The sequence below is a fragment of the Macrococcus bovicus genome, assembly GCF_030376725.1.
Classification (GTDB): Bacteria; Bacillota; Bacilli; order Staphylococcales; family Staphylococcaceae; genus Macrococcus; species Macrococcus bovicus.
In genome coordinates, this window is record NZ_CP128470.1 from 1,367,559 (window position 1) to 1,390,945 (window position 23,387).

At 45.7% G+C, this 23,387-nt stretch carries 26 protein-coding genes and 1 other annotated feature; of the genes, 2 read left to right on the top strand and 24 right to left on the bottom strand.

The annotated features are described in order from the left end of the window. Position 1: 1 nt before the first annotated feature. The 11 genes from QSV55_RS07505 to QSV55_RS07555 form a co-directional block, all read right to left on the bottom strand. On the bottom strand, positions 2–697 hold the full coding sequence (locus QSV55_RS07505) for a M15 family metallopeptidase (protein WP_289649718.1): 696 nt from the start codon (positions 695–697) through the stop codon (positions 2–4). A gap of 152 nt (positions 698–849) precedes the next feature. After that, positions 850–3,243 carry a phenylalanine--tRNA ligase subunit beta gene (gene pheT / locus QSV55_RS07510; protein WP_289649719.1) on the bottom strand — a complete coding sequence of 798 codons (2,394 nt, stop codon included), beginning with the start codon at positions 3,241–3,243 and terminating at the stop codon, positions 850–852. After that, the gene (gene pheS, locus QSV55_RS07515; RefSeq protein ID WP_289649720.1) at positions 3,230–4,300 is read right to left on the bottom strand and encodes a phenylalanine--tRNA ligase subunit alpha; all 1,071 of its coding nucleotides are present in this window, start codon (positions 4,298–4,300) and stop codon (positions 3,230–3,232) included. The genes pheT and pheS overlap by 14 nt, the downstream gene beginning before the upstream one ends. A gap of 660 nt (positions 4,301–4,960) precedes the next feature. Next, a complete protein-coding gene (locus QSV55_RS07520; protein WP_289649721.1) occupies positions 4,961–5,704 on the bottom strand; it encodes a class I SAM-dependent methyltransferase in 744 nt (247 codons plus the stop codon). A 35-nt stretch (positions 5,705–5,739) separates the two neighbouring features. Next, on the bottom strand, positions 5,740–6,246 hold the full coding sequence (locus QSV55_RS07525; RefSeq protein WP_289649722.1) for a hypothetical protein: 507 nt from the start codon (positions 6,244–6,246) through the stop codon (positions 5,740–5,742). Positions 6,247–6,451: 205 nt separating this feature from the next. After that, positions 6,452–7,681, bottom strand: coding sequence for an ArgE/DapE family deacylase (locus QSV55_RS07530; protein ID WP_289649723.1), 1,230 nt, complete (start codon positions 7,679–7,681; stop codon positions 6,452–6,454). Positions 7,682–7,843: 162 nt separating this feature from the next. Further along, positions 7,844–8,677, bottom strand: a complete 834-nt coding sequence (locus tag QSV55_RS07535) for an aminoglycoside 6-adenylyltransferase (protein ID WP_289649724.1) — start codon at positions 8,675–8,677, stop codon at positions 7,844–7,846. 126 nt (positions 8,678–8,803) lie between these two features. Then, positions 8,804–9,325 carry a hypothetical protein gene (locus QSV55_RS07540; RefSeq protein ID WP_289649725.1) on the bottom strand — a complete coding sequence of 174 codons (522 nt, stop codon included), beginning with the start codon at positions 9,323–9,325 and terminating at the stop codon, positions 8,804–8,806. A gap of 1 nt (position 9,326) precedes the next feature. Further along, a complete protein-coding gene (locus tag QSV55_RS07545) occupies positions 9,327–9,845 on the bottom strand; it encodes a hypothetical protein (protein WP_289649726.1) in 519 nt (172 codons plus the stop codon). Positions 9,846–9,859: 14 nt separating this feature from the next. Beyond that, positions 9,860–10,279, bottom strand: coding sequence for a hypothetical protein (locus tag QSV55_RS07550; protein ID WP_289649727.1), 420 nt, complete (start codon positions 10,277–10,279; stop codon positions 9,860–9,862). A gap of 88 nt (positions 10,280–10,367) precedes the next feature. Next, positions 10,368–11,105, bottom strand: a complete 738-nt coding sequence (locus tag QSV55_RS07555; RefSeq protein ID WP_289649728.1) for a TrmH family RNA methyltransferase — start codon at positions 11,103–11,105, stop codon at positions 10,368–10,370. Positions 11,106–11,223: 118 nt separating this feature from the next. Here QSV55_RS07555 and QSV55_RS07560 point away from each other — a divergent pair, with 118 nt between their 5' ends. Next, positions 11,224–12,612 carry a dihydrolipoyl dehydrogenase family protein gene (locus QSV55_RS07560; protein WP_289649729.1) on the top strand — a complete coding sequence of 463 codons (1,389 nt, stop codon included), beginning with the start codon at positions 11,224–11,226 and terminating at the stop codon, positions 12,610–12,612. A gap of 23 nt (positions 12,613–12,635) precedes the next feature. Here the strand turns inward: QSV55_RS07560 and QSV55_RS07565 are convergent, their stop codons facing one another. Beyond that, positions 12,636–12,920, bottom strand: a complete 285-nt coding sequence (locus tag QSV55_RS07565; protein ID WP_133417359.1) for a DUF3784 domain-containing protein — start codon at positions 12,918–12,920, stop codon at positions 12,636–12,638. After that, positions 12,917–13,987 (bottom strand): M42 family metallopeptidase, encoded by a 1,071-nt coding sequence (locus tag QSV55_RS07570; RefSeq protein WP_289649730.1) that lies wholly within the window; start codon positions 13,985–13,987, stop codon positions 12,917–12,919. Before QSV55_RS07570 ends, QSV55_RS07565 begins: the two co-directional genes overlap by 4 nt. A 197-nt stretch (positions 13,988–14,184) precedes the next feature. Here QSV55_RS07570 and QSV55_RS07575 point away from each other — a divergent pair, with 197 nt between their 5' ends. Beyond that, positions 14,185–15,084, top strand: coding sequence for a nuclease-related domain-containing protein (locus tag QSV55_RS07575; protein WP_289649731.1), 900 nt, complete (start codon positions 14,185–14,187; stop codon positions 15,082–15,084). A gap of 216 nt (positions 15,085–15,300) precedes the next feature. Here the strand turns inward: QSV55_RS07575 and QSV55_RS07580 are convergent, their stop codons facing one another. The 11 genes from QSV55_RS07580 to infC form a co-directional block, all read right to left on the bottom strand. Next, complete coding sequence (locus tag QSV55_RS07580) at positions 15,301–15,498, bottom strand: hypothetical protein (RefSeq protein ID WP_289649732.1); 198 nt, start codon at positions 15,496–15,498, stop codon at positions 15,301–15,303. Between the two features lie 63 nt (positions 15,499–15,561). Further along, positions 15,562–15,759 (bottom strand): hypothetical protein, encoded by a 198-nt coding sequence (locus QSV55_RS07585; RefSeq protein ID WP_289649733.1) that lies wholly within the window; start codon positions 15,757–15,759, stop codon positions 15,562–15,564. 78 nt (positions 15,760–15,837) lie between these two features. Beyond that, entirely contained in the window at positions 15,838–16,989 is a 1,152-nt protein-coding gene (locus QSV55_RS07590; RefSeq protein ID WP_289649734.1) for an MFS transporter, read from the bottom strand. A 120-nt stretch (positions 16,990–17,109) separates the two neighbouring features. After that, entirely contained in the window at positions 17,110–18,081 is a 972-nt protein-coding gene (gene cobA, locus QSV55_RS07595) for a uroporphyrinogen-III C-methyltransferase (RefSeq protein WP_289649735.1), read from the bottom strand. Further along, complete coding sequence (locus QSV55_RS07600) at positions 18,072–18,380, bottom strand: Rieske 2Fe-2S domain-containing protein (protein ID WP_289649736.1); 309 nt, start codon at positions 18,378–18,380, stop codon at positions 18,072–18,074. The genes cobA and QSV55_RS07600 overlap by 10 nt, the downstream gene beginning before the upstream one ends. A 1-nt stretch (position 18,381) precedes the next feature. Then, positions 18,382–20,784, bottom strand: a complete 2,403-nt coding sequence (nirB, locus tag QSV55_RS07605) for a nitrite reductase large subunit NirB (protein ID WP_289649737.1) — start codon at positions 20,782–20,784, stop codon at positions 18,382–18,384. 13 nt (positions 20,785–20,797) lie between these two features. Further along, positions 20,798–21,232, bottom strand: coding sequence for a precorrin-2 dehydrogenase/sirohydrochlorin ferrochelatase family protein (locus tag QSV55_RS07610; RefSeq protein WP_289649738.1), 435 nt, complete (start codon positions 21,230–21,232; stop codon positions 20,798–20,800). After that, on the bottom strand, positions 21,213–21,920 hold the full coding sequence (locus QSV55_RS07615) for a sirohydrochlorin chelatase (protein ID WP_289649739.1): 708 nt from the start codon (positions 21,918–21,920) through the stop codon (positions 21,213–21,215). Before QSV55_RS07615 ends, QSV55_RS07610 begins: the two co-directional genes overlap by 20 nt. Before the next feature lie 162 nt (positions 21,921–22,082). Beyond that, positions 22,083–22,442 (bottom strand): 50S ribosomal protein L20, encoded by a 360-nt coding sequence (gene rplT / locus QSV55_RS07620; protein WP_133431144.1) that lies wholly within the window; start codon positions 22,440–22,442, stop codon positions 22,083–22,085. A gap of 32 nt (positions 22,443–22,474) precedes the next feature. After that, on the bottom strand, positions 22,475–22,675 hold the full coding sequence (gene rpmI / locus QSV55_RS07625; RefSeq protein WP_133431145.1) for a 50S ribosomal protein L35: 201 nt from the start codon (positions 22,673–22,675) through the stop codon (positions 22,475–22,477). Between the two features lie 12 nt (positions 22,676–22,687). Next, on the bottom strand, positions 22,688–23,224 hold the full coding sequence (infC, locus tag QSV55_RS07630) for a translation initiation factor IF-3 (RefSeq protein ID WP_289649740.1): 537 nt from the start codon (positions 23,222–23,224) through the stop codon (positions 22,688–22,690). A gap of 18 nt (positions 23,225–23,242) precedes the next feature. Then, positions 23,243–23,361, bottom strand: a sequence feature (ribosomal protein L20 leader region). Positions 23,362–23,387: the final 26 nt, after the last annotated feature.

Below are 23,387 nucleotides of genomic sequence, written 5' to 3' on the forward strand. Positions count from 1 at the left end.
CTTACCTTTTATATTTGCATAGGGTCCCATTCGATTGATACTGACCGGCTCCTAATTTCTTGCGGCCGGCGATACCGAGATATTCTTCCAGCGTGACGTTATCCTTCTTGATGCGCGTCGCATGCGTCACACCGACATAGCGGATATGCCAAGGTTCATACATAAAACCAGTAATGGCTTCTTTGCCTTTTAAATATCGGACGATGAAACCATAACGCTGACCATTCTCCCGGATAAATTTCGAGGCTGCTGTATATTCAAAAGCGGTGTTCAGTGTCCCGTAATTCGTACCATCCCGAATATCCATTGCCAGACCAAGCTGATGTTCACTTGTACCGGGCCTCGCTGAGATCTTTGAGGCATAGCTAAAGCCGTAAAGATTCATGTATTGATTGTACAGCTGTTTCTGCGTCTCATAACTTCTAAAGCCATAGGCACCCGGCGCCCCGACAACGTCCAGCACGATTCCTTTCTTGAGCGCAGCTGCCTTCATCTTCTTATAAGCTTCTACCATCGCCTTACTCGCTCCAGGATTATAGCTTCTTGCCATACCATATTGCTTGTTGGCGATAGGCAGCCCGTCGATCCTGTAAAGCTGCTGATTATAGCTGACATTGATTTTACAGCTCGCCGCATCTGCCTCGTGCCCTGTTGTCAGGACAGACAGACTGACCAGCACCGCTAAAATACGTTTCATCTTCATCCCCCTTTTTGTGTCATTATAACAAATATATTGAAGAAGGCCGAACACCTTTGTTGATGTTCGGCCTTCTAGTTACCACAAATATTACTGGCGATCAAGTTTGATTAACGCTGCTGATTCATGTCTCTCAATTTCAAAGATCTTGATTAACCGCGCAATTTCGCGCCTGCCTGCGTCAAGTTATCAAGGACTTGATCGACAATCGGCTGGATATCTTCATCTTTCAACGTCTCATCCGGATTCAGGAATTCCATCCGGATGGCAACAGATTTCTTATCATCTGCGATATGCTCACCTTCGTAGACATCAAAAACTGTCGCACGTTGCAGATATTTATTATCCGCTTGCATGATGATGTCAATCAGTTCACCTGTCGCACGCTGACGGTCAACCTCAAGCGCGATATCACGGGAGATACCCGGGAACTTCGGAATCAGATGATATTTCACAGCGCTCGTTTCTTCCAGGATGCGCTGCAAGTTCAGTTCAAAGACGTAAGTGTCCTTCAGGTCATGCGCACGTTCCACAAGTGGATGGAGCTGACCAATAACCCCTACAACTTCCCCGTTCAAAAGTACTTGTGCACTTCTTCCCGGATGCAGGTCACTCAGTTCAGCACGTACGTATGAGAACTGGACGCTGAGTTTCTCACCCAATGCTTCAACGATGCCTTTGACCACGAAGAAATCAACCGGCTCCACTTTACCCTGCCATTCTGTCGCACTGAACTGACCGGTGATAATACCCGCCAGCTGCTCCACTTCTACGGGCTGTTCTGCACCGCGGCCATGGAAGACGTTGCCGATTTCGTATAACGCGACATCCTTCATCTGACGGGCATTATTATACTGAACGGCATCGATCAGATGAGGCAGCAGACTTTGACGCAGAACGGCGTGATCTGCACTCATCGGCATCATTAATTTGACTGTCTCATGCTCTTTAGCCGTGAACTGCTGAGCTTTCTCTTCTGAAACAAGCGCATAAGTAATCGCCTGGTTCAGTCCCAGTCCTTCAAGCAGCGATTTCACTGCACGGCGTTTGGTCTGATAAGCCGTCAGACCGACACGCTTGTTCGTATTCGTGATCGGGAGAGTCGACGGTAGTTCATCATAGCCATAGATACGTGCGATTTCCTCAATCAGGTCCTCCTTGATGGTGATATCGCCGCGTCTGGACGGTACATGAACATTGAAGGCATCCCCGTCCACCTGTGAATCAAAGCCGAGACGTTCAAAGATATTCTTGATTTCTGTATTCGAGAGATCAAAACCGATCAAGTTATTGACTTCATCTGTCGTGATCTGCACCGTTGTTTCAAGTTCCGGCAGTTCCCCTGCTGAAACAATACCTGCGAGCACATTCCCAGCAGCATGTTCCTGCAGCAGGAACGCTGCACGGTCAAGTGCCATATTGACGCGTTCTGGTGCCACGCCTTTTTCAAAACGGCTGGATGCTTCAGAACGAAGTCCCGTCTGACGTGACGTCTTACGGACATTGACCGGATTGAAGAGTGCAGACTCAATCACAACATTTGTCGTATTGGCAGTCACTTCAGAAAAATCACCGCCCATAACACCGGCCAGCGCAATCGGGGCAGTGCCGTTCGTAATCACGATGTCTTCTGATGTCAGTACGCGTTCCTTATCATCAAGTGTCGTCATTGTTTCGCCGTCACGAGCATAACGGACAATGATTTTCTGTGAGCCGATCTGATCAGCATCAAACATGTGCAGCGGCTGACCGAGTTCCATCATGACATAGTTCGAGACATCGACGACATTATTGATCGGACGAACACCCGCTTTAATCAGACGCATCTGCATCCAGGTCGGTGAAGGCTTGATGACCACATTCTGAACGACACGCGCCGCATAATAAGGCGATGCCTCAGCATCATCAATTTTAATCGCAAGCGTATCTGCTGCGTTCCCGGCTTCCTCTAATTCTGCTTCAGGGAACTCAATCTCCTCTTCGTACAATGCACTGACTTCATAAGCTGAACCGAGCATGCTCATCGCATCTGCACGGTTAGGGGTCAGACCGAACTCCATGACACCGTCCGCTAAAAATAACGCTTCAAGCGCATCTGTTCCCGGTGTCACTTCCTCAGGAAAATGGAAGATCCCTGACTCATACTGTTCAGGCACCAGATTCTTCGGAATACCGAGTTCGCCGAGTGAACAGATCATCCCATTTGACTCGACACCGCGTAATTTTGCGCGCTTGATCTTAATACCGCCCGGCAGACGGCCGCCCGGCTTACAGACGATGACATACTGTCCCGCTTCGACATTCGGTGCACCGCAGACAATCTGCAGTGTCTCGTCACCGACGTCCACAGTCGTCACGTTCAGTTTATCAGCATCTGGATGTTTTTCTTTCGTCAGCACATGTCCGACAACCAGGTTCTTGATGTCTTTCGTATAATCGGTGATCTCTTCTACTTCAATCCCGCTTCTCGTGATCTTCTCAGCCAGTTCCTCAACCGGCACATTGACGCGGACAAATTCATTCAGCCATTCTTTACTGACTAACATGTTCACTACCTCCATCTTCTACTGCTTTGAACTGTTCAAGGAATCTGAGGTCATCCGTATAGAAGTGACGGATGTCTTCGATTCCATATTTCAGCATCGCGATTCGGTCCGGCCCCATCCCGAACGCAAAGCCTGAGTACTTCTCTGAATCAAATCCTGCCATCTCAAGCACATTCGGATGCACCATGCCGGCACCGAGAATCTCAATCCAGCCTGTACCTTTGCAGACATTACAGCCGGCGCCGCCACACTTGAAGCATGAGATATCGACTTCAACAGATGGTTCTGTAAACGGGAAGAAACTTGGACGGAGACGAATCTCGCGCTCAGCCCCGAACATCTTCTTCGCGAACAGCTCCAGTGTTCCTTTCAGGTCGCTCATCTTGATGTTCTCATCAACAACCAGCCCCTCAATCTGCGTAAACTGATGGCTATGCGTCGCGTCATCACTATCACGGCGATAAACTTTACCTGGGCAAATAATTTTAACAGGACCCTGACCTTTGCGGCTTTCAAGCGTTCGTGCCTGTACAGGAGACGTATGCGTACGCATCAGGAGCTCCTCAGTGATATAGAAACTATCCTGCATATCACGCGCCGGATGCGATTTTGGTAAGTTTAACGCTTCAAAGTTATAGTAATCCGTCTCCACTTCATAGCCCTCAACGACCTCGTAGCCGAGACCGATAAATAAATCCTCAAGCTCCTCGACAATCTTCGTCAAAGGATGCGCACTGCCGACATTGAACTGACGGCCCGGCAGAGAAATATCAATCGTCTCATTCGCGAGCTTGTCATTGATCGCCTTCTCTTTAAGCTCAGCATCCTTCTCCGTCATCGCCGCTTCAACCGCCTGGCGTGCCTCATTGACAAGCTGACCGAACATCGGCTTCTCCTCGTTTGGCAGAGACTTCATCTCTTTCATCAAGCCGGTGATGATCCCTTTCTTGCCGAGATACTCCACCTTCACCTGCTGCAGCCCCTGCGCATCACTCGCGTCATTTACTTTCGCCAGTGCTTCCTGCTGCAATGCACTTAACTTTTCTTTAAGTTCCATCATAATCCTCCTTAAAAATAAATAAAAAAATAGCCTCGCATCCTACAAAGGGACGAAAGACTTCCGCGGTACCACCCAAATTTATGCCTAAGCATACACTTCATTCATGCATAACGGGCATATCCGGCTTAACTTCTTATTAAGCAACCAAAAAGATGAAAAGAAACATAGCTTAAGATGATCGTCACACCACAGTCGACCACTCTCTGGACAAAAACTATCAATCCCGTCTTTTTATCGGTTAGTTATTCATTTCCTATTCATTATAGGAGATAAAAGGAGGACAATCAAGTCAGGATGAAGATAAAGATAGTAAAAATGGATTGTAAAATGATAGCTTCAAATGCGCACATAGTATCATTTGTATGTCGTCCTGACTTCCATTGACGAACATTCAATGAGAGGCCAAAAACCCCTCACTACTTCCACTAGTGAGGGGTTCGGCTTGATATGCTGACTTTACTCGATAAATTCATGATAAGGCAATACATTGAAAGGTCCAAGTTGTAGCATTAACTTTTCGGATTATCATTCTTTAATCCGCTACTTTTCTTCTGCATCTTTTCACTAAATAAACGTATAGTAATACCAGCAATACACATCATATTAAATATGATCAGAGTTAAAAATAAAAACTTTCTTCATAATTTGGCTTACCTATTATTTAACACACTTAAAGAAAATAAAATCTGGTCGATGAATCGTACCCGCAAATACTTCAGGATATCTTTCGCGCAGTTCTGCATCCGCCAGAGATTCCTGACATTCAATGAGCGTAAACCCTGCCTTGATGATTGAGTTGATCATACTCGCTACTGTACGGTGATAGGTGATGATATCATCACCGCCCCAAGGAAACTGCTTCCCTCCTTCAACGAAATACTGATAGAGATTAGCATAAATTTTGTCGCCACTCTCATTTCGCGTCCAGCGCGGATATGTCTGGTCATAGGCGGTGACAATCGGATGTGATGTACTGAAGATAAATTCAGAGCCTTCATGCATGATCTGGTAAATATCAGCCATGAGTTTATCAAAGTCTTTCACGTAATCAAAGGCCAGTGAACTCGTCACAATATCAAATGTATCATTAATCTCACTGATATCTTCCATCGCCAGCCTCTTATATTCAATATTATCTGAACAATACTTCTCTTTAGCGACGCTCAGCATCTTGTCGGAGATATCAATACCGAGCACTGATTTTGCGCCCGATTCAGCATATTGTTTCGCATGCTGTCCCATGCCGCACCCGATATCAATCACTGATTTTCCCGCTAAGTCCGGCAGCATCTTAAGTAGAATAGGCGTCTCAACCATATCATTGAAATTCACTTCATTACTTCTGATTTTACTGAACTCTTCAAACAATCCATCCCCGTCATAAAAGTTGTGCTTAGTCACCTTAATCCCCCTTATAGATATCAATTTCTATCAGCTCATGCTTCCCAATATACATCGACTATACCATGATATTTCTTTTTGAGATCTGTAATCAAGCTCTTATCCTGACTGACAATATCCATCACATCCGTACTCACGTAAAGCAACGAGGTCTCATCGTTAAATGTGATGTATGCTTGTGGATGGCCATTTTTTATCTTCACGCAATAGTTGATGATTTCATCCATCTTGATTCTTTCAATCTGAGCCATGACAAATTGAAATTCACGGTCTTCTGAATCAATAAATTTTTCTTTCCAGTTAGTGATGGTAAAAAATTTTCCAATCCCCGTTTTCTCTTTAACAAAACTCAGTTCATAAGAACAGCCTATCAGGACGGTCATCGTGATTTGCGTATCTCTAAATATAGTGTGAACTAAATCCGTTACTACATTTTTATCTAGCTTGTCCCATGAAAACCTCACTCTCTTTTCAGAATAAACTTGAAAAAATGGAGTCATACCTTCTGGATTGATAATGATTTCATTCATAATAGCTGACATATTGCCACCCCCTCTTTTCCATTATTCAAATAACGTCATCACATCTTCAAGCGGAATATTATATCCAATTTCCGATTAGAAGAACGATCATATGGCTTTCTTGTAATCGCTACGGATATCTGATATTAATTGAAGTTTTACTAATAAAAAAAGAAGTACTTCATAAAGCAAGTACTTCTCTTATAGCCGATGTTAGAAAGCGGAATTAATTAGTTTCTTCACCTAAATAGTCTGTTGCGATTTCTTTATAGATCTCGATAAACTTGATATAGGTCTCTTTTTCAACATATTCATCTGTTTGATGAGCCATTGCCGGGTTCCCCGGTCCAAAGATGACCAGCGGGAAATCGACATCCTTCCCTTTCATCAGATTGGAAGCATCTGTCACGCCCATCGTCGGAGAGACGAGGATGGCATTGTCCAGATGTTGTTCACCGTATGTTTTGGCAAGTGTGACTAACCTGTTGTCTTTTGCTGTGAGGACAGGTGGCAGATTGAGGGTTACCTTTAGATTCAGATTCCCTTCTCCTTTTTTATCTTCAATCACATCTTTGAACAACTTCAGCAGTTCATCATTGTCGAATTCAGGCACTGTTCTCGCGTTAAAGTCAGCTACAGCATATTCAGGTATAGAATTAACCTGGTTCCCGCCTTGAATGATGGTGTTGGTCAGTATCGCTGCACCTAAGGCATCACTGCTGATCTCTTTATTAAATTTCTTTTTAGCTGCCTGCGAAAGAGGAGAAAAATCCAGTTCTTTGAATTCTTTATGGCTTACAGCTTGATTGAATCTATCTTCAACTTCCCCGATAAATTCTATTAAAGGTTTGATGGCGTTTTGACCCATAAACGGAGCAGAGCTATGACTTGATTTCCCTTTGGAGCTCACCTGGAAATTCATCGATCCTTTGTGTGCATACGCTATCATTGATTCTGACGGTTCAGCGATGATCAGCGCGTCCACATCATCCATATAACCATTGTGATAAAGCTGCTCTGATCCTTTCTGTTCCATTTCTTCGCCAGCTGTCGCAAGCAACCGGATAGTCCCATGCTTCAGAAGATTCTCTTTCTTCAGTTCAATCATCGCAATGACCAGCGCCACTAACCCTGACTTCATATCAGCAGTGCCACGACCATACAGCTTGCCCTCATCTTCTGTCATCTCAAAAGGGTCATACTTCCAGTTATCACTGTTACCTTCTGAAACGACGTCCATATGACCGGAAAAAGCCAGCACAGGTCGCCCTTCACCTATTTCTGCGATTAAATTCGCTCTGCTTGCATTGATATCTTCAATAGTGGAGGCTATATCATGTTGACCCAACAATTCCTGAAGATATTCACACACTGCACGTTCATTGTCATTCACACTTCTGATAGCGATAATATCTGATAATATCTGAACCTTTTCTTCTTCAGTTATGATACTCATATCGTCATCTCCTTTATAGTCCTGGCTTTACTTCATTTTCCATCCTTAATTTTAGTACGAGGTGTCATTACTTTCAAATGTTTGACTTTCTGACCCCAGACAGCTGCTTAATTTCATCAGCTATTTCTTGCACTCGTCTTGTTTATCATAAGGACCTCCACCTTATAGAATTTGTTCTAAATAATATTTAACTGCTTTATACTCTTCATCTCTATACTTGAAGCCTTGTTTTTTCGCAATTTGGCCGGCGAGCCTATGTGTCTGTTCAATGATATATCTAACATTATCTTCAATCGCTTCAAGATTTTGATTACAGTATAGCTGAATGAATGCTTCTTTATCCTTTAGGTCATTCAGTATTGCCTGATTAACCTTACCAAAGTTCAATTCTTCCCTATTGTTATCAGTCAATATCCATTGTTTAATCAGCTCGATAAATGCTTTCTTGACCGGATTAGACAGCATGAACTCAGCATATATTAAATCTTCGCGTGCTATCCCTTTTATGACATAAGTACTCACCCAGTATATTTCGTTTGTAATTTGCTGGAACTCAAATTCACTGCACAACTTCGTAGAATATAATTCTGATTCCTGATTGAAATTAAGATGGCTGTATCGGTTGTTTTTATCTAATAAGACGATGGAATAAGCATCATTAATCTGAGTACTCAATAAATCAGGCTTCATCAATCTCAAATCTATTCTATTTAAATCTTTAAAGTGTACAAGGTAGCCGAATACACTATAATCCTTTACGTAAGGATTATAGTCTGGAAGCTGCTTGATTAATACCTCACCAAACTGATTGATCCAGTCGTCATCTTGAACGATCTCATTGACATGGTCAGTAATATAAACGACATCATAATCCTGAAAGCGGTCGCTCTGACTATTCGGATTAGCTCTTGACCCATTAAGCAACACGCCTTCAATCCGATTATCTTCATTCGCTACTTGGAGAATTGTATCGATCATTTCTTGATAACTGCGCAAATAACTGATACCCCCTACAGTTTTTTATATCCGATGGTTTAAAGCCATCAATGAACTTCTGTCTGTCATTGATTGATTTTGTAAAGCATATATTATATCTATCTATGTCATGAATATTTCTCAGAATTATTGAGTGCGCTTCGACTTACTCCGCTTCAGCCGCTGCTGGACATATTGAGCATTACTCATAAAAATCAGTCCCCACATGCCTACAAATGACAATATGGATTGACTCTGGAGGTCTCTTGAATAATTGACGTAAAAGTAAAGCAAGCTACCGAATAGCCAGATAAGCAGCACAGTCAGGTACGGCCATGCGCTTTTACGCCGTTGAGCAAACATTCTCAGTTCAGATGACAATGTCAGCACCAGAAAAGGACCGATCAGTGACAGAAAGAACAGATTACTTCTAAATGAGTCCAGCGCTTCTAAATGTCTCTGCTTATCAAGCGGTAACTGATCAAAACTGTCTGTATAAATGTCATGGGTCAGATTGAAAATCAGCCACGCAATCATAATCAATGCGCAAGGTATCCCTAATAATGTCTTATGGGACTGATACATCGCAGCACTGATCGGTGCCTTCGGTCTGAAGAAGTTCGTTATGTAGTCATGAATGATTTCTTTCCAGGTCAATTCTCTCGCCATATCAATACTCCTTCCTCAGCCGTTCAGTCTTCTCTTTTCTAAGTGCACGGTCATTACTGAAAAACTGGATAAATGAAAAAAAGATTAATACTAAGAAAGCTGTATTCATCTGTTCCATTTTATACATGATATAGACAAATAACAAAGAGGCCACCAGTGAGCCGATCAGCACCATGAGATAGCTTGTAGGCTTCTTTTTTCTGGCATAGAACATTCTGATTTCACTCGGCAAAGAAGGTAGTTGCATGAAAAATATCAGAATAGTTAGATAGATGCCCATCACGAACGACTCATGCACTTTAAGTTCATGAAACTTCTTTAGCGGCATATCAAAATCTATGGTCGTAAATAAATCCAGTTGCTGACCAACCAAGATGAATACAGCGATCACTATCATTGAAATCGGCAATGTGACCCAGCGATGCTGACTATACATTTCTTCAGATATAGGAGCATGTGGATTGAAGAAATTGCTAAAATAATCCCTGTAAGCTTCATGCCATGTTATTTTGTTCTCCATTTATATCCTCTTCTCTATTTTAAAAAGTAGTTTCCCATCGTCGTTAAAGAAGGTATCAAGAGCAAGATCAAGACAATATCTAAACGAACTTCTTGATGTGTGACTAGACAGAATACCAGGTAAATGAAAAGGCCTATAAATCCAAGGCCGTGCAGGACATTAAAGAACAGGGGTGATCGCCCTCTCGCATGAAACATCCTGACATGAACAGCATAAGTCAGGACAAAACTCACCAGATAATAACTGGCAAACACTGCAATCATCGCAGGACCCTGTATATCAAATGCCAGCAGACCTATGAAAATCAGCAATAAGAACGGTAATGACAGTACTCTGCCGAACTGTTCGAGCTTGACAAATTCTTCGTATTGAATAGGGGCTGTTGTATTTGTAAAATTACGACTGTATGCATCCCATCTTTCTCTGAAATTCATAAAAATCCACCTCAATCGTTTATTTACAGTATAAACGATTGAGGTGGATTAAAATAACATTTTCTGTATTTTTAAGGAAACTTTAAGGTTACTTCAAGTGATACATCAGAATGCCGGCACAGACTGCGACATTCAAGCTTTCTGCCTGTCCGTAGATCGGCACGAACAAGTTCTCATCTGTTTCTTTCAAGATAAGTTCATCTACACCCTGTCCCTCGTTCCCCAGCACCAGAATAAATTCCTTAGCCAGTTCGACTTCTTTGTAGTTCTGACCGTTTTTCAGTGACGTCCCGTAAATCTTGCCGCTGAAATCTTTTCTGATATCATGGAAGTCCGCTTCAATGACAGGTATATGGAAGACACTGCCTTGACTTGAGCGCAGCACTTTGTCGTTATAGATGTCGACCGTCCCTTTGGAGATGACGACACCGTCATATCCTGCGGCGTCTGCTGTACGGATAATGGTCCCGACGTTCCCCGGGTCCTGTATGCGGTCCAGATAGATCAGCTGCTTGAAGGTGCCTATCTGCTGCTCAGGCATGTTGCAGACGGCATAGATGCCCTGCGGTGATTCTGTCTGTGAGAGTTTCTCTGCGATCTTGAATGTGATCTGGAACTGTTCTTTGCTGCCGGCGATCATTTCCTGTGAGATATCTCCCGGGTTGACGCTCAGAATCGTCACGACTTCTATCCCGCTTTTCACGGCTTCTTCTACAAGGTGATAGCCTTCCACTAAGAACTGCTGCGCTTTTTTGCGGTCTTTACGGGTATGCAGTTTGGCGATGTTCTTGATTCTTGTGTTCTGTACTGATTCAATGAGTTCCATCTTTTCACGCCTCCGATTTCTTGGTTATCTTCATTATAACTTAATTCGCTTTTTCCTTACAGATGGATTAAGCATCCATAAAAAGGGAACAGAGAGATATGACACTTGAGGAGGTTCTATGATGAACTATGACGTTATTTTCATCGGCAGCGGTCATGCAGCATGGCACGCAGCTGTCGCTCTGACACAGGCTCATAAGAAAGTCGCATTGATCGAGAAGGATACACTGGCAGGGACCTGTACGAACTATGGCTGTAATCCGAAAATCCTGCTGGAAGGCCCATTTGAAATACTTGAAGACATGGAACGTCTCGGTGATATCTTTGACCACCAGCCGGCCGTCAACTGGGAGAATCTGATGCGCTACAAACATGAAGTCATCGATCCGCAGAAAGATGGACTCGAGAAGTTATTCAGCAAGATGGGCATTGATATCATTTCCGGTCATGGCGTCATCAAAGATAAACATACTGTATCGGTTGATGGTGTGGACTACGGGACAAAATATATCGTCATCGCGACAGGACAGCGCAGCCATTTCCTTGATGTGACAGGCAAGGAATATCTGCATGATAGTCGTGACTTTATGGATCTAGAGTCTTTTCCAGAACACATCACGTTTATCGGCGGCGGCTACATCAGTATCGAATTCGCTTCAATCGCCAGCAAGTTCGGGTCAGAAGTGCATGTCATCAGTCACTCCGACCAGATTTTAAAACCTTTCCATCAGCCGTATGTCAAAAAGCTGGCTGACAAACTTGCCAAGGAAAATGTGACGTTTCACTATAATGAAGAGACAGCGCGCATTGAGAAGACTGAAACCGGCTATAAGCTGACGACTGAGTCAGGCCTCACGATTGACACGGACTATATTGTCGATGCAACAGGACGTATTCCGAATGTGGAGAACATCGGACTCGATGAATTAGGGATCGCATACAGCAAGAAAGGCATCAAAGTCAACAAACACTTGCTTACCTCTGTCGATAATATTTATGCCAGCGGGGATGTCCTCGATAAAGAAATTCCGAAGCTCACGCCGACTGCCACCTTTGAATCCAATTATATCGCCCTGCAGATCATGGCACGTGAAGCAAACTTACTCAACCCTGTAAAAGCACTGGAACTACTACCTATTAAATATCCGGCTATTCCATCTGTCGCCTATACATTGCCCCGTATCGCACAGGTGGGCATGCCAATCGTAGAAGCAGAAGAAAAAGGCTATAAAATCAAAACCATCAAGTTCGGAGAGAATCTCCGCTTTGAATATAAGAATGAAACAGATGCTGAGATGGTCTTTGCCCTGGATAACAGAAAACATGTGGCAGGGGCAGCGATTTATGGCCACGCAGCAGATGACCTCATCAATATCATGACTTTCATTGTCGAGAAGAAGATGTCAGCACGTGAACTGAATATGATGATCTTCGCCTTCCCGAGTGCCTCAAGCGGCATTTTAGATCTGCTGAAAGTACAGATGCTGGATATTGATATTGAGCTATAAAAAAAGACTGCCGCGGCAGTCTTTTATTTTTTGACGATATCCGTAAAGTTAACGGCAGTGACAAAGAGTATGATGAGCAGGCCGAACAGCACCGTCAGCATGACTGCATTCAATGCCGTGAATTCCATCAGGGCACAGTACAGTGCTGCTGCCAGCATGAGAACACCGGTCAGCCGGCAGAGTTTCTTTTCATCGTAGCGTGCCTTCTGTTCCGCTGACATCGTGTTGAAGCCGGCAATCAGAAATGAGCCACGCCCACTCATCAGATAGCAGGCGAAGAGTGTGAAGAGCAGAACGATGACTATCATGCCAATCCCTCGTACGTCTGGTCTATGATCTGGTCAGCCAAGTCATCTGTCAGCTCTGCGAGGACAGCGTTGATGAGGCTAAGCGCACCGTTATAGTCACGGCGGTTCATCATCGAGACATTCGAATGGATGTAACGGGTCGGCACACCGATTGTAATGGCCGGTATACCGTCAAAGCTCTGTGCGATATGGCCGGCATCTGTGTAGCCGCCTGTCAGATAATCGAACTGCACCTTAATGCCATGCTTCTCCGCAACGTCCGTCACGAACTGTCTGAACGTCGGATGCCCGATATGCCACGCATCGACAAGCACGATGATCGGCCCGTCGCCCATCTTGGCATTTCCTGTCATCCCCGGTGTCTTCGCACAGATGCCGACGTCCAGTGCGATGGCGAGTGACGGCTTCACTTTATGGGCCGCTGTCTTCGCCCCGCGTGACAGTGTCTCCTCCTGCGTCACCGCACCTGAGTAAAGCGTGAGGTTCGGCTCAGGATTATCTCTCAGGGCTTCCACCGCGAGTGCGCAGCCGAAGCGGTTATCCCAGGCTTTCGCGAGTAAGTAATCGGGATTGGTCATCACCTCAAACTCACTGTACGGCGTAATGGGGTCCCCGATACGTACACCTGCAGCAAGTGCTTCTTCCCTGGAGTCAACACCGATATCAATGAACATATTGCTGACTTCTGCTGCCAGCTCCTTCTCCTTGACCCCGAGAACATGCGGCGGCTTGCCGCCGATGACGCCTCGTATATCTCCTTTACTGCCGGTGATTGTCACTTTCTGGCTCAGCATGACGTTTGCCCACCAGTAGCCGAGATTCGTGAACTTGATGAAGCCGTCATCCGTAATGGCCGTTACCATGAAGCCAATCTCATCCAGATGACCCGCCAGCATAATGGCGTGCCGCCCCTCTCCTTTACGGCCGAAGATACTGCCGGTGTTATCAGTGATCACATCGTCCGCAAGCGGCTCCAGATATTCACGCATCAAATTCGTCATCGGCCGTTCAAAGCCGGATACTGCATTGCAGTCTGTCAGTCTTTTGAATAAGTCCAGTTGTTCCATCGTCATCCCCCTTTTTGTTAATTTAAGTATAGCATGATTAAATTTTAGTTTTTAGAATATTTCGTCATAAATGGTCTGTATTTTCCTGCAGTTTATGATGAAACGCCGGCAGAAAATGAAATTCTGCAGGAAAGCCCTACCTCTGCCGGTTTGTCAGAATACGAGTACAGGGCTTATAGTGGATGTGAGGTGAAGAGATGTTTCTGAAGACGCACCAGCCATCTGATTATATCCACTATTTAATGGCAGCTGATAAGCGAATCACATTAAACCGGTCCGATGACAGAGTACTCAAAAATTATTTAAAGGGTTATGAGGGTGAGCGTCATTACTACGAGCGCGCACATAGGTGCGGAGGTCTTAAGCTCTGGGATCTGTCATTGCACAGTCCTGCGCTCGCACAATTCGATTTCATTCATCTGTATAACGGAAAAGTCTATCATTTTGATATCAAGAATTATACAGGCACTGTCAGGCGGAGCGGTCGCCAGTTTGTATCGGAGGGTGAGTACTACTATCAGGATATCCTCTCTCAGTTAAACCGCGCTGACTTTTATTTGACGAGACTTCTAAGGGAACATGGTTTTCAGAATGAAGTGGTCAGTCGTATCGTTTTTATTCATCCCCAGTTAACGTTACTGGAGGACAGCGCTGATCCTCAAATCGTTAAACCGTCTCAAGTCGAGGAAGTTATTCAGTTTTTCAGCCAGGATTATCAGCCGACCAGAGAAGAAGAACGACTGGCGCAATTCATGCTGATGAATCATCAATCCACTCATCCGCATGAACGTATCTTCTACTATCCTTTTCAGGACATGAAAAAAGGCATCCGCTGTCCGCGATGCCGGTATATAGGATTAAAAAGTGAGAAAGGCTTGAAAAAAATTCGATGTCAGTGCGGGTTCAGTGAACATAAAAAGATTGTCCTTCAAGCGACTATTGAAGAAATGCTGTTACTGAAAAATGCGCCGCTCAGTCGCCAGGAAATTGATGAATGGACTGCAATGTGTCCAAAAGCGATTACACGCGTATTAAAGGAAAACTTTCAGATGCACTATAAGAACCGGGCCACAGTTTATAGTGCATTGAAAAACTAGTAACGTCCCGCAGATCCACTTTGCGGGACGTTACACACACTTGAATGCCGCTTTCCCATCAGTAACGTCCCGCAGATTCACTTTGCGGGACGTTACGTACACTTGAATGCCGCTTCCTCATCTGTATCGTCCCGCAGATTCACTTTGCGGGACGTTACGTACACTTAAATACCGCTTTCCCATCAGTAACGTCCCGCAGATCCACTTTGCGGGACGTTACGCACACTTAAATACCGCTTTCCCATCAGTAACGTCCCGCAGATCCACTTTGCGGGACGTTACGCACACTTGAATGCCCGCTTCCTCATCTGTATCGTCCCGCAGATCCACTTTGCGGGACGTTACGTACACTTGAATGCCCGCTTCCTCATCTGTATCGTCCCGCAGATCCACTTTGCGGGACGTTACGCACACTTGAATGCCGCTTCCTCATCTGTATCGTCCCGCAGATTCACTTTGCGGGACGTTACGTACACATTACTCCTTCAGTTCCCTGAACTCCACATTCAGTTTTGACAATGGTTCGATATTCATTTTAACGATCGGACTATACCCAATTCTATTTTCGAAATTGGTCTTGCATTCAACCAGCAGAAAGAACAGGCAGAGTACAATGGCGATAACTGCAAGCATTGCCATGATCCTGACTACGATACGATTTTTCAGAAAGTCCATCTGATCACCCTCCATTTTTTTCTATTTTACAGCACAAAGGGTGTCAAATTTCATTTCTCTCTTATTTTTAAGGAAACTTTAAGGTAAGCTCTTCTCTTTTGACACGTGAAATAATAGCAATGCCACGCCTGCTGTACCTGTCAGCAGAATGACCGCCCACATTATCAGTAATGTATAGGAGGCAGATTCGCTTAATATCATGCCGCCGAGTAAGGCGCCGAATGAAATACCAAGCTGCACAAATGACGTGCTGACTGTCTGATTGATACTCGCATATTTCTCGGAGCGTTCAATCAAGTAGGACTGAGTCGGCGCATTGATAGACCAGCCGACCAGTCCAAGCAGCGATGTATTGACCAGCAGCCAGCTGACAGAGCTTGAGACAAGAAAACCTGCCATGACGATGGTATAGACTATACTTAAAATCACTAACGCCCGCCTGCTGCCCAATTTCTCGGTCATAAGTCCGCCTAGACCGCTGCCGAACGTCCCGCTGATGCCAAAGACAATGAAGAGCAGACTGATGACAGTCGCACTGACTTTCTCATGTATTAAATAAGGCGAAAAATAAATATAGAAGACACTTTGACCTGTGAAAAAGAGAAACGAGTAGCAATGTGCAGCCAGCAGATCTTTTCTGAACAGGCCTTTCATATCATGCTTGAATGATAATTTCTCCACTTCCAGTTCAGCCGGAAAATACTTCAGCGTCATGAAGAAAGTCACAACAGACAGACCAGCAATCCCGGCAAAGAGTATCTTCCAGCTGTACAGAGAAGATAAAAAGATGCCTATCGGAGATCCCAGCACCATGGCACTGCTGAGCGCCATCAAGACAATGCCGATTGCCCGCGGTTGAAACGACGGCCTGACCACTTTGACGCTCAATGAAAAAGCAAGACCGACCAGCATGGATACATTGACCGCGAGAACAATCCTCGACAGCATGATCATACTGTAAGTAGTGCTCATGACACTAAGCAGATTACCGACTATAAAGAGCAGATTAAAACTGATCAAGAGCGTCCGTCTTTTGACAGCGCTCGTCATCATCATTAGAACGGGGCCTGCCACGGCAAAGATAAAGGCGAAGGCCGTCACCAGCAGTCCAGCCTGCTCCGTCGTGACATGAAAATACGCAGCGAGATACGGAATAATACCGGCAACGACAAATTCAGCGAGACCTGCCAGAAATGCGATTAATGCCAGTAACAGTAGATTGATATTCATATGCTCCTCCAATAAAAAAGCACCCTCCGAAGTGGAAGGCGCTGCAGTCATTAATAAACGAAAGCCGACATAATATGCCACCAATGTTAAGTTAAATTTATTATACTGGACACTGTGTGCTTACTCAATAGTGAACTGTTTCTTCAATAACGCTTTCGCTGACTCTGTGCCGCTGATTTCATCGAACACCACTGACTTTAAGACATCGCGGTGAACATCATCATATTTCGCGCAGTGCGCTGTATCCGTCAGCTGATCGATTAAATAATAATAACCCCCGTCGTCAAACAACTCGAGGACATCATCAATCGCTACTTCTGTCTCGCTGACTATCAGGATTTTACGCCCGAAATTCAGTTTCCTCTCAAACCAGGAGTCAGACTTCCGACATCTCACCACGTCGCCGACAATAATCATAGCGGGATGTGAGACTTCTTCTTCCGCCACCGCTCGCTCGATATGACAGAGATCACTGATCACGGTCTTCTGATAACCGTAACTAGCATGACCGATGACTGCAATAGGCAACGATTCGCCGTTCTGATCAATCAGGACTCTGACGATATTAGACAGCTCCTTCATTCCCATATAAAGCGCAAGCGTCCCGCCTTTTGCCAGCGCCTGGAAATCTATCTCTCTGACACTGTCTTTCTGCAGATGACCAGTTGCAAAAGTCACATGAGGAGAGTACTCACGGTCCGTCAATGGGAAACCGCTGTAAACTGCGGCTGCCGTGGCACTTGTGATTCCGGGAATGACTTCATAATCAGTGTCTGCAAGACTTTCAATCTCTTCAGTCAGACGACCGAATATAGCCGGGTCTCCGCCTTTCAGCCTTACAATTTGCTGTCCTTTTATAACCTCCTGATTGATGATGGCATTGATTATCTCCTGTTTCATGTATTTGACGTCAGGATTTTTGCCGACATACATCAACTTACAGTCCGGCTTTGAAAGCTGCAGCAGAATAGGATTGATGAGCCGGTCATAGATGATGACATCTGCTTTTTCAATGGCTCTTCTGGCCTTCAATGTCAGAAGACCGGGATCCCCCGGTCCTGCTCCGACGAAATAAACTTTACCTACACCCATATAAAAACTTCACCGTTCTCCACTTCAGTCTTGTAAGTCTCAACGCAGCCGTCAGCATCCGGCGGCTGGACCTTACCGTCCTCCAGGCTGATCTTACGTTCGTGCAGTGAGCAGAAGACATGATGACCGGAGACTGTGCCGTCGCTTAGCGGGCCCTGTTGGTGCGGACAGAGATTGCTCACTGCTCTGATTTCGCCGTCATCCAGCAGAAAGACTCCGATCTCCTGATCACCGACGAAACATTTCATGCCGATCTGCGGTTTCAGGTCTGACAGATTGAACACCTTTACTTTTTCCATATTATACGCGCCCCACTTCAAAGATTTTTCTTTCGTTCTCATCCTCAATGACACGTTTCCACGGCTCATGCTGACGATCTTTGTTCGCATCCATCAGACGGGCGTGAAGTGCCTGACGTTTCTCCTCATCCATCAGCACTGACTGGACTTGCTCGAAGCCGAGACGTTCAAGCCACGGCGCTGTACGCTCACCGTAAATACCGGTCTCACGATAGTACTGCATCATCGCACCGCAGAACTCAATCACGTCATCCTCTGTCGGTACAGTCGTCAAAAGTGTCGCGGCTTTGACTTCAGTCCCGCCGTTACCGCCGATATAGATCTGGAAGCCATTTTCAACACCGATGACACCGAAATCCTTCACTCCTGATTCTACACAGCTGCGTGGACAGCCGGAGACACCCATCTTGAATTTATGCGGGGTATCGATATATTCGAATGTGGATTCCAGGCGGATGGCAAGGTCCGTTGTATACTGAGTGCCCCAGCGGCAGAAAGCCTTACCGACACAGGACTTGACGGAACGTGTTGATTTTCCGTAGGCTGCAGCTGAACGCATATCGAGGTCTGCCCAGACTTTCGGCAGGTCATCCTTCTTGATGCCATATAAACCGATACGCTGCGCCCCAGTGATTTTCAGCAGCTCGACATCGTATTTCTTCGCGACTTCCGCGATCTTGATCAGCTGATCCGGATTGGTGACGCCCCCCTGCATCTGCGGGATAACTGAGAATGTACCATCTTTCTGGATGTTCGCGCGGAACCGTTCATTCGCATAGCGCGAATCTTTCTCGTCTTCGTGTTCATGTGGCCATACCATGTTGAGATAGTAGTTGATTGCAGGACGACATTTCGCACAGCCGCCTTCGTTATGCCAGCCGAGGACGTTGCGGACCTCCTTCGATGTTTTAAGGCCTTTCGCGCGGATCTGTGTGACAATCTGGTCACGGGTCAGCTCTGTACATTCACAGATACCTGTCGGCCCGCCTGCATTGAAAGCATCGCCCAGTGTATGCGCCAGTAAGTCAGCAATCTGACCTTTACATTTTCCGCAGGAGCCGCCTGCTTTCGTATGCTTGGTCACTTCCGCGACTGTCGTCAGCCCTTTTTCATGAACGGCTGTGACGATCTGACCTTTTGAAATTCCGTTACAGCCGCAGATGGTCTCATCGTCTGCCATCTCAGCGACTGAAATGGCGTCCACTTCCCCTGCCTTATGCAGTAAAGAGACGAGTGTGAAGTCCTCGATCGTCTCGCCTTTTTTGATCATGTTGTAGAAGCGGTTACCTTCCTCCGTATCACCGTAGAGAACTGCACCGACGACTTTGCCCTGGTCAACAAATACTTTTTTGTAGACATTATCGACGCCATTGAAGACTTCAATGCCGCGGATGGTCTCACCTTCATAGATTTTGCCCGCACTGAACAGATCACAGCCTGATACTTTAAGAGAAGTAAATGTAGCTGACCCGTGGTAACCGTCTGTCGGGCGGCCCGTAATATGGTCTGCGAGCACTTTGCCCTGCTCATATAACGGTGCGACGAGACCGTAGACCTTGGAGTTATGCTCAGCGCATTCACCGACTGCATAGATGTCCGGATCACTTGTGACCATGAAGTCATCAATGACAATCCCGCGGCCGATTTCAAGACCCGCTGCTCGTGCCTGCTTCGTTACCGGTCTGATGCCGACAGCCATCACGACAAGATCTGTCTCTATTACCGTGCCATCACTCAGTCGCACCGCTTCAACACGGTCCTGACCCATGATTTCCTGCGTATTGCCCTGCAGCTTGAACTTCATGCCTTGTTTCTCAAGGTCAGCTTTCAGCATTTCGCCTGCCTTACGGTCCAGCTGCATCTCCATCAGCCATTCCCCTAAGTGAACAACGGTGACGTCCATGCCCTGGTCAAGGAGTCCGCGCGCGCACTCAAGACCGAGAAGACCGCCGCCGATTACGACTGCCTTACGGTAATGTCTTGCCTGTTCAATGATATATTCTGTATCTTTGATCGTTCTCCAGCCGATGACGCCTTCTAATTTAACACCGTCCACCGGCAAGAGGAACGCTGTAGACCCTGTCGCCATAATCAGCTTGTCATAGTCATAGACCGCACCACTCTTAGTGATCACCTTCTTATTATCGCGGTCAATCTCCTCGACGCGGTCACCATTATGTAAAGTGATGCCCTGCTCCTTATACCAGGCATAGTCATTCAGGATAGTCTCCTCCACCGTCATCTTCTTCTGCAGGATGTTCGACAGCATAATCCGGTTGTAGTTCGGATAAGGCTCCTCCCCGATGATTGTGATATCAAAACGATCCGGCTCTCTATCCAGAATCTCCTCAATCGTTCTAACACCCGCCATACCATTACCGACCATTACTAATTTTTCTTTCATGAGGTTCTCTCCTTTATTTCATGTCATCGCTTAGCCATGACTGAATTTGATGTTTCAGCGCCTTACTTCTCTCAGGGCTCTTACCCTCAGTTGAAATCATGATCCGCGCCTCATCCACGCGGAAGCTTGCCATATTAAAGAAATTGGAGTTCTGTTTATGCGTGCAGTCGTTGACCAGCTGGTGCGGCAGAACACAAAGCATCACCCGCCGGTTGACTTCAGGGTCGTCAGTCGCAATAAAAATCATATCGTACGCCGATAAATCATGGTCAAACCGCTCCTGGATGATGCGGACACCGGCTGACTGGATCGTGTCATCAATCTCAGGCGCAATGACAGTGACGTCTGCGCCTTCACCGGCGAGCCCTCTGACCTTTCGGCTCGCAATGCGTCCGCCGCCGATGATGACAACCTTCTTACGAGTGAGGTCAAGCATGACAGGATACATCAAGTGCCTCCAGCCTGCTGAGGACCGCTTTCACCATTGACTCATCCAGGTCGAGCGTCTCCGTGAATTGAATGGTCCTGCCTGCCGCTATGAACGGCTGACTCAGCCGTTTGATCTTGCGGACGAGATGACCGTCGAACAGAAAATAGGGCATGATGGTAATCCTCTCAGCGTCAAGCCGCTTGAGCTGTTCCTCGAAACTGAGCGCGCCGTAGAGCATGGCAGCAGTAATCGGCTGCTTCGTCTCCTCCTGCATACGGGCTACGACCGCCTTCAGCATGACGTCCGGTTTACTGAAGCGCCTGCTGCCGTGAGCGGTGACCATGACCAGACCTTCTGCCGACTGAAGCCGCTTCAGAGCAACCCGCCAGACACTTTCCTCATCGCCGAAACACTCAGCGATATGATAGGTCGCTCTGCCTTTCAGCACTGATGCCAGCTGCATAGGAATATCCTCCTGGGCATGCATGGCCGGGAACAGCAGCATCGGCATGACAAGAAATTCCGTCACGCCTAGCGCAAGCATCTCGCCGGCGACAAGCGGTACGTTCTCGTCGTCCTTCTCGAGAAAAGCGATGCGCTGGACAGTTTCAGGTCGTTCAGCGATGACTTTAGCGACAAACTGTCTGAACTTCTCATTTTTTTCCGGCATCTTAGAACCATGTGCAATATAAATAATTCCTCGCACGAAATCCCCCCTCCTGATCACACCTTCATTTTAACTCAAAGACTATTTGAATAAAAGGATTAATTGTGACTAAATTCACAAATTTTATTTTTTATCGGACAGGACAAAACTTCATTGTCTCCACAAAAAAACACCTATACATGGCGTATAGGTGCAAAGATATTATTTGTTTAATGCTTTTTTAGCTGCTTCAACTAATTCACCGAATGCTTTGTCGTCAGAGATGGCAACTTCTGATAACATTTTACGGTTGATGTCGATACCTGCTAATTTAAGTCCGTTCATCAGACGGCTGTAGCTGATATCGTGCATACGTGCAGCCGCGTTGATACGTGCGATCCATAATTGACGGAAGTCACGTTTTTTCTGACGACGGTCACGGTATGCGTAGTTTCCTGATTTCATTACTTGTTGTTTAGCTACTCTGTATAATGTGCTTTTTGAACCGAAGTAACCTTTTGCTAATTTAATGGTTCTTTTACGGCGAGCGCGTGTCACCGTTCCACCTTTAACTCGTGGCATGATAATTCCTCCTTAAATAGATCCTGATTTTATTATTTGACGTAAGTTAACATTTGAGCAACACGTTTTTGGTCGCCTTTAGAGACTAATGACGCTTTACGAAGACCGCGTTTTTGTTTAGTTGATTTGTTAGCGAATAAGTGAGAAGTGTAAGCTCTTGAACGTTTTAATTTACCTGAACCTGTTCTTTTTACACGTTTCGCTGCTCCGCGGTGAGTTTTCATTTTAGGCATTTCGTTATCCTCCTAGTTTTGTTTTTTGTCGACGATTGGCGCAAGCATTAAGAACATTGAGCGACCATCCATCTTAGGCTTTTGTTCTACTGTGGCGATATCTTTACACTCATCAGCAAATTTCTCAAGCACTCGCTGACCGAATTCTTTATGCGTGATTGCGCGTCCACGGAAACGGATTGATACTTTGACTTTGTCCTCTTTTTCAAGGAACTTACGCGCATTTTTCAGCTTCGTATTGAAGTCATGTTCTTCAATCGTAGGACTCAACCTGATTTCTTTGACGACAACAACTTTCTGCTTCTTACGTGCTTCTTTATCCTTCTTCTGCTGCTCGAACTTGAATTTACCATAGTCCATAATTTTGGCAACAGGTGGTTTCGCGTTAGGCGCAACAAGAACGACGTCCAGATTCACACGTTCAGCGATTTCAATGGCTTCAAACTTAGATTTCACACCTAACTGAGCACCATCATGTCCGATGAGTCGTACTTCTCTCGCACGAATTTTGTCATTGATTTGCGTTTGATCTTTAGCTATGATTGACACCTCCAAATTAAATTTACTAGACGAACAAAAAAGCGGGCGCAAAGCGCCCGCTAAAATAGACATGGTATCCATGTATATACCCGGTCACTGCTCTTGGCGTTCTGCGGGTGAGAAGCGGGAGGCTTCTACTTGTCCGTTTCGTATTCAACAGACTTAATAATAA